Origin of the sequence: Paenibacillus rhizophilus (assembly GCF_003854965.1) — a bacterium.
GTDB classification, from domain to species: Bacteria; Bacillota; Bacilli; order Paenibacillales; family Paenibacillaceae; genus Paenibacillus_AQ; species Paenibacillus_AQ rhizophilus.
In genome coordinates this window covers 1-13,394 of the sequence record NZ_RQPI01000004.1, presented here as the reverse complement: position 1 = coordinate 13,394, position 13,394 = coordinate 1, and the positions used below count along the sequence as shown (strand labels likewise).

The window sequence follows — 13,394 nt, the reverse complement described above, 5'->3', positions numbered from 1 at the left end:
TCACTCCTTTGTTATAATTGCTGTCTCAATCCAACCGGACAGATCGGTTATGGCGGTGTCGGTAGCCCGGAAATCGACGTCAAAGCCCTGCCGGCGCTCCCACTCTTCACCTATATTTATATCCCGGTTCTGTACCTCTCCGACCAGAACCACAACGACATCCAGTGTATCCCGTAGCTGCTCCGCGCCGGTCACCTTGAACCAATCCTGCGCCTTCATGGCGTTTTCGACGCTGTCATCCACCGAATCGGCATAAGACAGGATGGAAATGGTAAAGGTCACGGCCTTGCTGCGAATAACTTTATCGTCCTCCTGGGTAATGATCGGCCGTCCATCGTCCGATTCTCCGAAGTCGCTGAAGGTATACGTCAGAAACGAACCGGCGGGCATGTCCCCGCCGTCATTAAGTGGGATAGTCGGAACGCCCGCGGCCACTTTCAGTCCTCGGGCAATCGTCAGCCTAATTGCCTTGTACGGGAGCATTAGCAACAACCTTTCTCAAAAGGTACTGATTGACGTCGCTGTACGCCCGCTCCGTCACTTCGTCTACCTTGTACTGCACGCCGGACACCTCTACAATGTCGCCAGTTGCGTGCTGGGCTGTCGTATACAGCATCCGGTCCGACTCAGTGTATATGCCGCCTTCCGCTGCCCGTAAGCGGGCGCTGACCGGCTGGATGCTGCCGCGATAGGAAGTGCGCTCCGGAGTCGCCGGTATCCAGTCGCCATCATCATTGCGGATGCCGCTCCCGGGCCGAACAACATCATAGGACTGCTCGTATTTACGAAGCACGCCTGCAAAGCCAAATCTCCGCATCGTTATTCACTCCTTGGCACAACATCATAGGTCAAGCTGTCCCGCAGGTCTTCTTCACGCTGCAGCAGCTTGTTCGGGCCACGCTTGACCCGGGCATAACGGGCCGAAAGCGGGGGTTGCCGGATGCGGTCGAAGTTCTTAACCATCCGGTCCAATCCGGTATCGCCGATTTCTTGCAGCAGCTCGTCAACCTGTTTACGTCCGCGGGCAATTTCGCCGACGCTTGCCCTCACAAGCTTACCAATGGGCGCCTGGCCCTTCCGCTTTCCGCTGCCGATAAAGGACCGGGCCGGGATGTTCATCTTGACGCTGCCGTATTCGTGAACACCGGCGATCATCGCCAGTTCGGCGTCGCCTTGCATCCCGATACGGACCTTCTTTTGGGTAAGCGGCCGCAGCCTGGCGGCCAGTTCAGAAAGAATATCCTCGCCAGTGACCTGTACCCCGGCACGCCGGGCGCGTGATCTCGCCACGAAACCTCACCTCACAATCGGATTAACGCTGCGACGACCGGAGGGAGTTCGCCAGCAGATGCCGCGGCATAGGCAACAGATATATCTCCCACCCGTTCCGACGTAACCCCTGGAGTTTGAAGAAGGGTCTGGGCGTAAAGCACACATGCCATCTCATAATTTCGCGGCAGCGTAGGGGCGGGTGCGCCTTCAGTGTCACTCGGGAGAATGTATCCAGCCAAATATTCCACTTCGATGTTGCGCGTCCCTATCGGCCAGATAGTCTCCTTAAAAAGCATGCCGTTATCGGATTCAATGACAAAGCCATCAGGCGAAATATCATCACCGCAAATTTTCACATCCGCAACTGAAATTATCGGGAAATTTCGAAGGCGTAAAAACTTCGTGCCCGAGCCGTTAATTCGCTGAGAGTGAGATTTTTGCCCAAACTCCCGATTGCATTCCCGCTCAATCGCTGCAGAGGCCGCTTCAAGGGCCATTTCAAGGGAAAAGTCCTGGGAAACATCCTCTTCAGGAATTCCGAGCAGCTTTTTAGCCCTTTTTACTGTCGTCAGCACCAGCATCACCGCCAGAATCGGACTTATTATCGCCCTTATCAGCTTTGGTTTTCGCCTCTTTTCCAATCACATCAGCATCCTGAAGCACTGGAACACGCTCCTCGTCGGCCTCAAAAACGTCGCCTTTTTGCACAATTTTTCCGGTTTCAGCGTCCAAAAAGTCCGATTTCACCTCAAATTTCTTCTTTGCCATTGGATTTTTTCTCCTTTCGTGAGAAAAAGAGCCCGAATCCGGGCTCTTTAGAGGATTTCAGCTATTAGGCCGACGGGATATCCAAGATTACGTAAGGGCTGACTTGAGTCACGCCGTTTTCGAGCGTAAGCGGCTCAACCACCCAAGGTTTTCCGTCCACATTCCAAAAGCACTTGATAACCGTTTTGTTGTTGCGGAACAGAACATGCTCGGAAGCAGCGACGAACGGACCGGAGCCGTCTTTGATCAGGTAATGGGAGAGGTCGCAAAGCGTCAGGTCTCCTTTTGTGCCGAGCGCGTTCGTCCGGCCGGTGAAACGGATCGGAATGCCGGCCAAGGTGGACGGAATGCCTTTGGTCGCGTCGCCTTGGATGAAGATATAGCGGCCGCCTGGGTCTTGCAAGGTCATGAGCTGCGGCAGCGTGGACTGGCTTGCGCACCAGCAAGCGCTCGGCATGGACTCCGGAAGCAATTTGGCGATCATGGCGACAATATCTAGGTATTTGATTTGGTTAGCCGTTGAACGGTTAACCGCCAGGGCTCCCGTTGCGTTCAGGATGCCGAGAGGTTTTCCGGTTCCGTCGCCCTTTAAAAAGGCGATGTCCTCGGCCGCGATCATTGCATTGGTAAGCAAGCGGCGAATAAACGGTGTGGCCGCTTCCCAGTTCCGCAGGAGTTTGTCTGTCACGACAATTGTTGCGGCAACTTCGTGCGGCTCCAGAGTGATTTCTCTCAGTTTTGCATTTGTTTCAGGCTTAGCATCACCTTCTGCAATCCATGTTACTTGAACGCCTCCGTATACGCCCAAATCACCTTGATCCAGTGCCGGGAGCGTGATTTTGGAGTCAGGCGGGGAACCGGCAGGGAGAACCATAGCCATCGGGCGAACGATTGGCGACTCAGGAGAGATTTGGAACACCGTATCAGGCCGGAATTGAGTCGGCAAGAAGCTTTCCGCACCGTCTACGCCGCCCATCGACAGTTCATTGCGGAAAGATGTCACTTGACTTGCAAAGGCTTCAGGCATCTTTCTACCGCCACCCTCACCCTCACCTACAGGCAATTTATCAAGCCGGCCTTTAGAATCACCAAAGCGTAGGTCGTGGATGAATTCACCCAGGTTTGCGAAGCCGGCTGTGTCTTTTTTAGGAGTCTGTACCGGAGCGCCGGCAACCGCCGCCGGACGAAACGGTTTGTTCTGCGCGCCGTTCAATTCATTCCCACGTTGAGCCATCAGGTTTGCCCGTTCTTCATTCGCTTCGGCTTCTTTTACTTTTTGGTCAGCCTCAGCATATTCCGTTTCGAGCGCCTGGAATTTCACTTCTTCTTCCGCAGTCAGTTCGCGGCCTTCAGTTTCGGCAGCGGAAAGAATCGCCATTTGCTGGTCGTAAATATTTGCTCGTGCTTGCATCAGTTCTTGGAGGTTCATCTCGTTAACACTCTCCCTTTGAGGTTCATTTTTCGTTGCAATAAAGAAAGCGGCGCCTGTGGCGTCCGCTCTGGTTCATGCTGCTCTTCGTTTTTGGCATTTTTGGCCTTTACCAATTCGTTTCTAATCCGGTTGATGACCTCGGGCGGCAGCATGCCAGATGCCCCAAGGCTTGCGGATAATTTAAGCGAATTATCGAACATGATCTCGTCGACGAGTCCCTTTTCGAGCGCTTGCTGGGCTGTAAACCATGACTCCTTGTCCATCAGATCAAGGATCTCGGCTTCGCTCAACCCACTCTTCAGGATATAGGCATTGGCAATCGACTTATTGTAATTCTTGATCACGTCGGATTCATGTTGATGGTCACGGTAATCCCCGCGCGAAACGGACGAAACATTATGGATCATCATCTGTGCTGTCGGCGAGATCATCACCTTACGCCCTCCCATCGCGGCTACTGAGGCAGCGCTGGCGGCCACGCCTACAATTCGAGTTGTGACATCACCTTTGTACTCTTTCAACGCAGTGTAAATCTCAGAGCCCGCATAGACATCTCCGCCGCCAGAGTTAATATCGACCTCCAACGCCTCGCCGTTTGCGCTCGAGATTTGTTCAGCAACTTGATTGGGGCTAACCGCTTCGATTCCGAACCACTGATAGATTTCGTAGTCGTCATTGGAGACGATAACACCTTTAATCGTTACCTTGGCTATGTTAATCACCCCCTTCCTTTGGAGTCTGGCCGGCGGTTTGAAGCGGCTGCGCAGCCGTGTTGACGATATATATCTGGCCGCTTCCATCCTCAATCGGGTTGCGGTCCTCCAACTCCCGCCATTCATCAGCGTTGATCGTGCCGTTTTGCCGCTGGATAGCCAGCCCTTCCTGCCGACTTTTATAGTCACCACGCAGCAACCCGTCGACGTTGAATTTAACGTAATAGCCCGCGGCGCGTTCTGCTGGCGTGAAGAGCTTCCAATTTGCTGTTTGCTCGAAACGGGTCAGGTACGGCATGAGCGTATGCATCACGAATTCGATCCCCTGATGCTCAATGTTATTGTTCGTGCTTCGCTCGAGGTTGGCGATCATATGTGGAGGCACGCGAAAAAGACCACATATCTCGTCGCGGTTCAGCTTACGCGTCTCAATAAACTGGGCATCTACAAACGGCATTGGAATCCGGCTGAATTTCATGCCATCCTCTAAGATAAGTGGTTTCCACGAGTTGCCCAAGCCTACTCCCTTCTCGTTAATCCATTCTTGCAGTCGGTTATAGGCCACATCGCTCAGTGCCTGTGGATGTTCCAGTACACCTCCAACATTCATTCCGTTCTGGTAAAAATGGGACGTGAATTCCGATGAAGCGATACCGAGCCCAACTGCATCTGCCGCCATGCGAATAGGAGAATACCCAAACAAGCCATCAAATCCAAATCCAGGCACGTGAAAAATTCGTTCGGCTGGGTAGGTGCCGTCACCCGCGATCTCATATTCGATTTTCCCGGTAACTTTATTCCGGATCGGCGTGCATTCGTTCCATGCAATCGGGTAGATATCAGCGACCTGGCCACGGCGATTTAGCGAGGTAGCTGAATAACAGTTTCCAGAAGTTGCAAGATGTCCAACCTGCGCTTCCCGCCAACTCTGAGAGGTCATTTCACTGTTTGGGCGGTCGTGCAGCAGTTCGAATACTGGATGAGTGTCCGCCTTGTCCTTACCGCCACCAGGTCTCTTTTTGTAAACGAAAAAAGGTAGGGCGCCCACGCCTTCTGCGAGCACCCTCACACAGCTGTATACGCTGATGAATTTCATTGCCCGGTCTTCGTTTACATATTGACCCGATGATGTCCGACCGCCATTCAACCGCTTGCGGATGTCGTTAGTAAAGTCGTCCATCGAATACTCTTTCTGTGCAAGGATGTTTGTGAAAAATCCCATCAGCTACCCCTCCCTTGCCTTTTCGATGGGTAACCAGTCCAAATCAGCAGCGCACCGCCGATAATTAGTGCCGCCGGGATATAAATCAGCCAGATTCCAGAGCAAAGTAAAAGGAACCCCGCTACCAAGCAGGATTCCCGCACCGTATCCTCTCTTATTTTTGGTTTTTTCAAAGTGATCGAGGCCCCCTTTCGTCGAATATGGATTTTTTAACCTTGGACGCCAAGGAAAGCGTGAGTTTATGACTGTCTATTACGGCGTCAATCGGGTCGATCCGTTTAGTTTTAGCGTTCGGGTCCTTGTCAATCTTGATCTCGCCAAAGCTATTACTTGTTGTCTTGGCGTTTGCCATGGACCATGTCAGCAGCTTGTTACGCCGGTCGTAAATCACGTTTCCAGCCTCAACTTCCAGGCGGAAATCTACTGTTGCATCATTTAAGCTGCGAGCGCTCTGGACAATCTCGACAACATCAACTCCGAACTCTTCCAGATCAGACAAAAAGGCATCCGCATTATGAGGGTCATAAGCGATGCCTTTGAGTTTAAAATTATGTTTATTAATCAGGTCTTTGTAATACTGGATGATGTACTTGTAATCTGTCTTTACCCCGCCGAGCGTCTCCGTCGGAGTCAGTAACCCCTCCATAATCCACATATCATACGGAGCGTTGTCAGTCTTCACGTGCTCAGCAACCCGCGATGAGGGAATGAAGCTATGCGAATGAATGTAGAACTTCCGGTCCGGACCATCATTTATCGGAAACTCCAGAGATCCGGAAGTCAAGTCTCCTCCGGAAGATAAGTCCAGCCCCAAGTAGCACTCGCGACCCTCCATGTCTTCGATGGTCGTATCTGAAGCACAGGATTTCCAGTGCTCCATATTCATGTACTGAGAGTCAGCGAACTGCACCCATCGGTTAAGGCTTTTTGTCATGAAGTTCCGCAGCTCCGCTCCCTGCATCTGCTGCGCCTTGATGGCATCTGCCCGCAGGCTTTCGAGCGTCTGTTCGGTCCATAAGGGGTTTGCCTTTGGCCAGTTCGTTTCGTCCCAAATATCGTCGTTCTTGTCCAACTCGCAAATGAAGACGAACTGCGACTCATCCGAATGAACGCCGGCAAGGATTAACTTGCAATATTCGTACAACTCATAGCACGGCGAATTGATATCAAAGCCGGCCGTTGTAATAACTGAGGTCAAGCACTGCTTAAGCTTTTTCTGACCGTCAGATAGAAGCTTATACATTTGGTTGTCTTTATGCTTGTGATACTCGTCGACGGAAGCAAAATAAGGACGAAATCCGTCAATGGAATTGGTATCTCGCCCGAGCGCCCGGATCTCGCCATTCGTCAAATTACAAATGATTTTATTGGCGTAATCCTTCACCGTGAACAGGCCTGGCTCATACTTCGTACCAGCCAGCTCCGCGTCAGCATTGATAAATTTGAGGCATTCTTTCAGAACGATCCGCGCCTGCAGTTCCTTGGTCGCCGTACAGTAAATTTGCGGATAATTATACCCGTCAAAATTCCCGTAGTATAGGGACGGAACGGCATTGCCGAGCGACTTCCCGTTCTGCCGGGCTACCTGGACATATGAAGTCCGGAAGCGACGGTATCCATCTAGCGTCAGCCAGCCGTTCCAGCTTCCGAAGATGAAGTCCTGAAAACCCCACAGTTCCAAAGGAAGGGGCTCTTCCCCCTCGGCCAGGGTCAAGGATTCGGCGAACTCAATGATTTCATGAGCCTTATCAGGATCGAATACATAAGGGAAATCATCAGTTCCTTGTCGCTTTAGGTCGTTCAGATGCCGCTCACATGCTTGCCGTTGAGTCAGGCCCGCCGCTATCCTGCCGGAAACCACTTCGTGAGCGTAGGCCGTGACGCGATCCAGTTCAGAAACAACATTGTAGGGGTAGACCTGAGCATTAACCACTCCGGTTTCCTCCGAACTTGCCGAATCGACTTGGCGCCTCTTCTTTCTTCTTCGGCTTCGGTACATTTTTCACCTTGGCCAACGGATTCAGGAAGAGACGATCCTGCATTTTGAGCAGCATGTCCATTTTCTTGTTGATGGCCGTTTCGATCCGCAGAAGACCGTCAACGGCAATCATGTTGCGCAGTTGCTTCTTCACCTTCGTATTAAATTCTTCGCTATCATCGATGTATTCGTCCAGTTCCTCGCTATCGTAAGCCACCTTGTCAATCGTTTGATACGACTTTTGAAGCCGTTCGTACTCTGCATAGGTTTTACAATACATCGCAAGCAGGCCGACGTCCGAACTGGTCAGCAAGTTGATATCCTGCGCCGCTGCAGCTTTGTATTCCTTCATGCACTGCTTCCAGTGAGTAAAGGCGATAACATCATTTTTAACAAAGGTCGGCGGCTTCAGCTTGTCCAACTCCGTTTTACCGAGCTTGACCTCTGCTTCTTGCCGCTGCTGCAACTGCCCTTTCGTTAACCGGTTCGGATTGCCCTCGGCGATGTGCAAGGATACCGGTTTTGCGTTCCTGCCCATCCGGGCCACCTCCAAAGTCAATAAAAAATTCAAAAAACGAGTTTTTACGCGAATAAAGGGGGCTGCGGTCTTCTATTTTAAAGGTTTTTAAGGATTTTGCCCCCCTCCCCCGTGACCACGTTGCCAAATCCTCCGTCTTCTTTGACCGTCTTGACGCCGTGGCACGACGCACACAGCGATTGCCAGTTGCTAACGTCCCAGAACAACTCCATGTCACCCTTATGAGCTATGATGTGGTCGACCACGGTCGCCGCCGTCACCCTGCCAGCCTGTTCGCAATGGACGCATAGGGGATACTGCCTCAGATAGCGAGCGCGGGCTATCCTCCATTTGTGACCATATCCCCGTTCTGCTGCGCTACCGCGCTCCTTGTCATACCGCTGTACTTCCGCTTGGTGGTCGGCGCAGTAGGCGGCGCCATCGGTCAGGTTCTTACAACCTGGTTTCTTACAGAACTTCTTCAAGGGCAATTGGGTTCACCCTTTCTCTGACATTCGATCCGGCAGCAGTATTGAACCAGCCCGGTCCATGTTCCCCAGATGCACCGCTTGCAGCGTTCCGGCTGATGGGCTTCCTCTGATGAGATCAGGCGCTTCTTCTTGGGCATTGCTTATGCGCCCCTTTCTGCAAATAAAAAGAGCCGCCGTATTGGCGACTCCGTTTAAGTAAATGTTTCCTGCTTATAGATTTTCCCTCTGCTCATACATCTGAATGAAGTTATCCCAGTATTCGTCCTCGACTTGTAGAACCTCGCCTGTATCGAATGAGACGCGCCTTTTTTCTCGGTCAAGATTGGTCACCTTCTTCACGTTCACAACCAGTTCAATGCCTGCTCTCACAAAGCACGGATCCTGCGGCCCAGTAGCGAATAAACGGTCTGCTTCTTCTCTGTTCATGTCGTTCTCCCTTTCAATGTGATAGGGTAGAATTCGACAACCTCCGACGTTTCCCTGCTCTATGAAATCTACAGACGCTTGGGAATTTATTCCCGCACTGTCCGCTTACTCAATTCCTCATCGTTCCCTTTGAGCATCAGGTCCCAACAGGGCTGACAGAATGATGCTTTAAGGATCGTATGCTTCGTTGGTTCCGGATCATTGCAGATTGCGCATTTCCCTTCGATTGGATGTTTATGTCTTCCGTTCACTTGTTTAACCCACATGCGCAGCGCTCCTTCGTCCAAATTGAAAACGACATGCCGCTCGTACAGCCAACGGGCCATAGACGACATACCGTAGAAGATTTGATGTGGGCAGGGATTTGCACCCTGCATGATAGCCGCATCAACTCATGTCTGTGCATTGCTATCAACCCGACCGTGTTAAGAGATAGCCGCGTCTACCTATTCCGCCACCACATCGAATGTATTATAGCATTATTTTGATTCCGGCACTTACTAAGGCGGTCGGATGCCTCCGCGATCCACTCTTTAACCACTGCGGTCACGGCAAGGAGATGCAAGGCCAGGCCTTGTAAGTAAGAGTGTAATGTTATAACTAAACGTCAGTTAATAGGATGCTCCTATAAATAAAGGGCTTTTGCACGGGTCATTTCCATAAGAATAGATTTTGTTGTAACTCTTCCGACACCTTACGCTGCGCTTCTTCGATATAAGCCTGAACGCTGGAACGTGTTATGCCTAGCATTTGTGCGATTTCGGCCTGACTGAAGCATTCGCCATGAGCCAATACATAGCATTCACGTTGCCGAGGGCTCAGATATCTTAAAGCCTCCTCGATCATAGCCCGCTGGTCATCCGTTAGATTCGCCGGGCTGCCCGCTTTTGAATTGCTGGCGAACGCCTGCATGCGGATCGGGTCCAGAAGTATTTCGCGCTCGTACCCAGCTCGCCGCTCGATGCCTCGCTTATTCTTCGGGCGCCGTCCGGTGCTCAACCACGCAATCACATATTCACAATCCGATACCATACCGGATATTACTTTTTTATCGTCAGCGTCAGCCCGGCGGTATGCCCGCTCTGCGCCTTTCAAGGAGAGTTGATAGTTTAGAACGGTAGCCTCGCCCAAGTCTGTATACGCCGACGCTGGCAGCTTATTCTTTGCCATGTTCATCCTCATTCCCCTTTTAGTGATATAATTTGGTATAGAGGATCAATGTTGTTACCCCTGTGCCCGGCCAAGGTTTGCAGGGGTTTTTCTTTATATGGATTATTGTTACATCTAACTTGTATTACTACGAAATATTTAGCATATTCCATGTATTTATATGACCTTCACCATTCCCCGCCACTCCGGTTATAATGATTACTCCCCTGCTTCTGCTGTGAAGCCAGCGTCCCAAATCCCTTTTTCGGCTTTTCCGGCGGCTTGTCCGCACCAATCTTGCGTAAGTGATCCGTCACCTGCTCCGGGCTCCATTGATAAACTGTCACTTTTCCGAGGTTACTCATACAATCGCCTCCGATGTAGGATTTTTATATACACTACTTACCAATCGAGCAAATATCTCCATCCGTATAAATGTAGGCGGCCGCCGCCCCTCACATTTAACCCAAACCGTGCTCCTGTTATAACGGACGACACGAGCGATCCCGCCCATTCGATATACAAATTCACGCTCTCCGTCCTCCAATGCTGCCCAAAGGTCACCGAATATCATGATTTATACCTCCCCATTTATGCCCGGGCTTTATACGCCTTAATCTGCTTGCAATATTTCAGAGGCACCTTAAACTCGCAGCCACATTTACAGGTCATTGTCATTCGCTTGGTTGATTGGACCGGTCGAAACTCTCTGACCGGCTTAGTGCAACCCGGGCAATACGCTTGATAGTAGATACGTCTGTCCCGCCGGATGGGGTTAAGGTTGGTTGACATCACTGTTTCCCTCCACCTTAATGAGTTTGTCTAGACGGTAATATGCACATTGCGGAGTAACAAATGCCCGTTCTCCCGATTTGGAAAGACGCTTGACGATTCCATCACCGTAATTCTTGTTCGTATGCCGCACCTTATCCCCTGGCTTGATGTCTAGTTGTACTGGTGTTGGGTCAAAGGTGCCGGCCTCGATTTCTTCCATCACCAAATTATATTTGAGCAATCCTTCTGGACCTTCCCATAGTGGCGCGGCATCCGGTCCGTCCAACCATTCAATCAGCTTATCTGCTGAGATTAAATGTTCACCCATTGCTTGTATCCTCCCCTGGTAGGTTGATGGGTGCGTATTTTGTTACTCCGTTCCACGAACCGTAAACCATGTTGTCTTCCCACATCGGATATTTTTTCCCGTGGAAATTAATAAATTTAAATGTTCCAACAAAACAGAAGTCTAAATCTTTGCCGGGCTCTCTGCCAAATATAAGATAATCAATTTCTGGTTCAGGTGGATTCTCCGGGTCATACTTTATCCAAGATATCATGTGGGTTGTTCCTTTCTTTATGGGGAGCCAGATTATGTAAACTTTATCCGGCCCCCACTTCGTTGGGTTTATTCGGTCGCGTCTCGATGGCCTACGGCCAAGGAAAGACTTACGATGCATCAAAGTACATTTCGAAGTCCTTGCCGCATCCATCATCATCTTCATCACAATTCAAGTTATAAACCGTTCCGCATTCATCGAGATCCGGTTCCATCCATTCACGTCCGCAGTAAGGGCATTTTATTTGAGTTGATAACTCTGTTACTTCAGTGTCAGCGTAAGTTCGGTTGATACGTTTCATATCCTCTTCTCCCCCTTAATCTATTCCATCAATTCTTGTGCATACTGAAGTTGTTCTTGCGTGATTTCAACATTAACTGGCTCGTAGTGTTCGCACACTGCACAAAAGTCCAGCGATATAAACGGATCTGGACCCCACTTCTCTGTAAGTACACGTTTTAACTCTGCATGCCATTTTTTATGTTCTTCAAAGTCCTCGGCTGTAGGGGCAAGCTTATCTTTGCGGATAATCATGTAGCCGTTTTGGATATTGTCGAAAGTAACGTCCAGGTTTTCATCTTCCCAATCCCCAACATCAGCATTTGCTGCAAGATACCTTTCTGCATTCGTCTTATTTCTCATTACCATTACTGTTACTTTATCCATTCCTCTTATCCCCCTTATACCTCTACCAAATTGATGTGCTGATGAGTGCCGGAAACTTCTCTGTTCGATTGATAATGTCAATAATGGACGATTTATTAGTTCCACCTTCTTCAACGAGAATGAATTTGCGCCGAAGTTCCCCAGCATCTGTAATCTCCCTGACTTCTGGTTCTTCAATTTCGTCCAATCCCATTTCCTCGGATAAGCACTTCAGTGCTTCCTCTGCATTACTGGCTGCAACACGGAACGTCTCCGCACCATCATCAATTTTCCAGATTGGTACAGCTGGAACAATTGACAGTTGCACTTTTCCAGAAGGCGATACCACATATCCACCGCATTCGCATTTTACCGATTTGTCCGAGGCTATTAAATCGTAAGGTGTATCCGTTGCCTCATGAGATTTCCCACATGTCCAGCAATAGTGGACGACCTTCATATTTTTCATATCCATCGTGTATCCTCTCCCTTTGGGGTCTCTGTCCCCTTATAAGTTCAGTACAGCCAGTAGTGCGGCCTTGCAGATTGCTTCTGGCGCCGTCTTGCAGTTAGCAATCTTTTCATCGAATCTATTTGGATCAGCACCGTTGACTCTAGCCCAATACCTGTAACCGGACATGGCTTCATATTTCTTTACAGTCACTTCGTAATCCAATTTTCCTACCACTTCCCATGCTGCGGATATGTCCGTTGAGTAATGAACATGTGCGACCATCTCTAATTCAAATATCTGGTTGCAGATTAGTTCGTCCAATTCCCGTCCCGGCTCCATCGCCAGTATCTCTTCCCTTGTGAGTGTCATTGGTTATCTCCCTCCTTGGGTGCTGGGGTGAAAGGTACGATAAACGGTGTCCAATGTGTGTGATACTCCGGCCAATCCCCGTCAAGTGGAGTTCCGCAATATGGCGGTTCTTCAATAGGGAAGGTCCACCACAGCACCGGGCCAACATCTTCGTGCCATTCGTCTATTGGTCTTGGGATATCCCATTTTTCTGTTCCTCGTGTGGGTGCTGGGGTATCTGGGTAAAGGGTGGAACGGGCGTTATCTGCTATCATCATGGCGAAGTTTGCAATATTAGCCGCTTTACGTATCGTTCCATCTGCATCGAAACAAGCGCCATATGCTTGTTGCTTTGCCCAGAGGCTATGATAGTTTGCTTCAAGTCGGTTAAGCAGGAACATTCTATCGCACTCCTCCCATCCATCCTTATTGTCGTTCTCCTTCAGTCGTTGCTCCATTTGTTCAGCGAACCAAATCACCGATGGACGGATATCCTTTTGCCAGTCTCGCTTGTCTTGGGTCATTGGGGGTTTACCTCCTCAACCACTTCAACAGCAGATAAATTCCCATCTTCATTACGCCACATCCGGCATACGTCGAACGGGCTCCACCTAGCTTCTTTGTCGTTATACTCTACTTTTCTGG

At 50.2% G+C, this 13,394-nt stretch carries 21 protein-coding genes; all 21 read right to left on the bottom strand.

Translation table 11 applies throughout. From position 1 onward, the window contains the following. The gene (locus tag EH198_RS09170; RefSeq protein ID WP_124695251.1) at positions 1-483 is read right to left on the bottom strand and encodes a phage neck terminator protein; all 483 of its coding nucleotides are present in this window, start codon (positions 481-483) and stop codon (positions 1-3) included. Beyond that, entirely contained in the window at positions 461-817 is a 357-nt protein-coding gene (locus EH198_RS09165) for a hypothetical protein (protein WP_124695250.1), read from the bottom strand. The genes EH198_RS09170 and EH198_RS09165 overlap by 23 nt, the downstream gene beginning before the upstream one ends. 2 nt (positions 818-819) lie before the next feature. Beyond that, positions 820-1,290, bottom strand: a complete 471-nt coding sequence (locus EH198_RS09160) for a hypothetical protein (RefSeq protein WP_124695249.1) — start codon at positions 1,288-1,290, stop codon at positions 820-822. 11 nt (positions 1,291-1,301) lie between these two features. Further along, a complete protein-coding gene (locus tag EH198_RS09155; protein WP_246014163.1) occupies positions 1,302-1,853 on the bottom strand; it encodes a head-tail connector protein in 552 nt (183 codons plus the stop codon). Continuing rightward, the gene (locus tag EH198_RS09150; protein WP_124695248.1) at positions 1,822-2,040 is read right to left on the bottom strand and encodes a hypothetical protein; all 219 of its coding nucleotides are present in this window, start codon (positions 2,038-2,040) and stop codon (positions 1,822-1,824) included. The genes EH198_RS09155 and EH198_RS09150 overlap by 32 nt, the downstream gene beginning before the upstream one ends. A gap of 64 nt (positions 2,041-2,104) precedes the next feature. Beyond that, positions 2,105-3,469: a phage major capsid protein gene (locus EH198_RS09145; protein ID WP_124695247.1), complete on the bottom strand. Its 1,365-nt coding sequence runs from the start codon at positions 3,467-3,469 to the stop codon at positions 2,105-2,107. Continuing rightward, a complete protein-coding gene (locus EH198_RS09140) occupies positions 3,466-4,194 on the bottom strand; it encodes a head maturation protease, ClpP-related (protein WP_246014162.1) in 729 nt (242 codons plus the stop codon). The genes EH198_RS09145 and EH198_RS09140 overlap by 4 nt, the downstream gene beginning before the upstream one ends. Continuing rightward, complete coding sequence (locus tag EH198_RS09135) at positions 4,187-5,407, bottom strand: phage portal protein (RefSeq protein WP_124695246.1); 1,221 nt, start codon at positions 5,405-5,407, stop codon at positions 4,187-4,189. Before EH198_RS09135 ends, EH198_RS09140 begins: the two co-directional genes overlap by 8 nt. A 169-nt stretch (positions 5,408-5,576) precedes the next feature. Next, positions 5,577-7,298 (bottom strand): terminase large subunit, encoded by a 1,722-nt coding sequence (locus EH198_RS09130; protein ID WP_185702841.1) that lies wholly within the window; start codon positions 7,296-7,298, stop codon positions 5,577-5,579. Between the two features lie 34 nt (positions 7,299-7,332). After that, entirely contained in the window at positions 7,333-7,923 is a 591-nt protein-coding gene (locus EH198_RS09125) for a P27 family phage terminase small subunit (protein WP_124695244.1), read from the bottom strand. Positions 7,924-8,000: 77 nt separating this feature from the next. After that, positions 8,001-8,393 carry an HNH endonuclease gene (locus EH198_RS09120; RefSeq protein WP_124695243.1) on the bottom strand — a complete coding sequence of 131 codons (393 nt, stop codon included), beginning with the start codon at positions 8,391-8,393 and terminating at the stop codon, positions 8,001-8,003. A gap of 210 nt (positions 8,394-8,603) precedes the next feature. Further along, entirely contained in the window at positions 8,604-8,819 is a 216-nt protein-coding gene (locus tag EH198_RS09115) for a hypothetical protein (RefSeq protein WP_124695242.1), read from the bottom strand. Between the two features lie 651 nt (positions 8,820-9,470). Then, positions 9,471-9,995 carry a sigma factor-like helix-turn-helix DNA-binding protein gene (locus tag EH198_RS09110; protein ID WP_124695241.1) on the bottom strand — a complete coding sequence of 175 codons (525 nt, stop codon included), beginning with the start codon at positions 9,993-9,995 and terminating at the stop codon, positions 9,471-9,473. A gap of 161 nt (positions 9,996-10,156) precedes the next feature. Continuing rightward, positions 10,157-10,333, bottom strand: coding sequence for a hypothetical protein (locus tag EH198_RS24575; protein ID WP_185702819.1), 177 nt, complete (start codon positions 10,331-10,333; stop codon positions 10,157-10,159). Between the two features lie 410 nt (positions 10,334-10,743). After that, positions 10,744-11,070: a hypothetical protein gene (locus tag EH198_RS09105; RefSeq protein WP_124695240.1), complete on the bottom strand. Its 327-nt coding sequence runs from the start codon at positions 11,068-11,070 to the stop codon at positions 10,744-10,746. Further along, entirely contained in the window at positions 11,063-11,302 is a 240-nt protein-coding gene (locus tag EH198_RS09100) for a hypothetical protein (protein ID WP_124695239.1), read from the bottom strand. Before EH198_RS09100 ends, EH198_RS09105 begins: the two co-directional genes overlap by 8 nt. Before the next feature lie 109 nt (positions 11,303-11,411). Next, positions 11,412-11,603: a hypothetical protein gene (locus EH198_RS09095; protein ID WP_124695238.1), complete on the bottom strand. Its 192-nt coding sequence runs from the start codon at positions 11,601-11,603 to the stop codon at positions 11,412-11,414. A gap of 20 nt (positions 11,604-11,623) precedes the next feature. Next, positions 11,624-11,968 carry a hypothetical protein gene (locus EH198_RS09090; RefSeq protein WP_124695237.1) on the bottom strand — a complete coding sequence of 115 codons (345 nt, stop codon included), beginning with the start codon at positions 11,966-11,968 and terminating at the stop codon, positions 11,624-11,626. Between the two features lie 22 nt (positions 11,969-11,990). Beyond that, positions 11,991-12,422 carry a hypothetical protein gene (locus tag EH198_RS09085; RefSeq protein WP_124695236.1) on the bottom strand — a complete coding sequence of 144 codons (432 nt, stop codon included), beginning with the start codon at positions 12,420-12,422 and terminating at the stop codon, positions 11,991-11,993. 33 nt (positions 12,423-12,455) lie between these two features. After that, positions 12,456-12,770, bottom strand: coding sequence for a BC1872 family protein (locus tag EH198_RS09080; RefSeq protein WP_124695235.1), 315 nt, complete (start codon positions 12,768-12,770; stop codon positions 12,456-12,458). After that, the gene (locus EH198_RS09075) at positions 12,767-13,273 is read right to left on the bottom strand and encodes a hypothetical protein (protein WP_124695234.1); all 507 of its coding nucleotides are present in this window, start codon (positions 13,271-13,273) and stop codon (positions 12,767-12,769) included. Before EH198_RS09075 ends, EH198_RS09080 begins: the two co-directional genes overlap by 4 nt. Positions 13,274-13,394 lie beyond the last annotated feature (121 nt).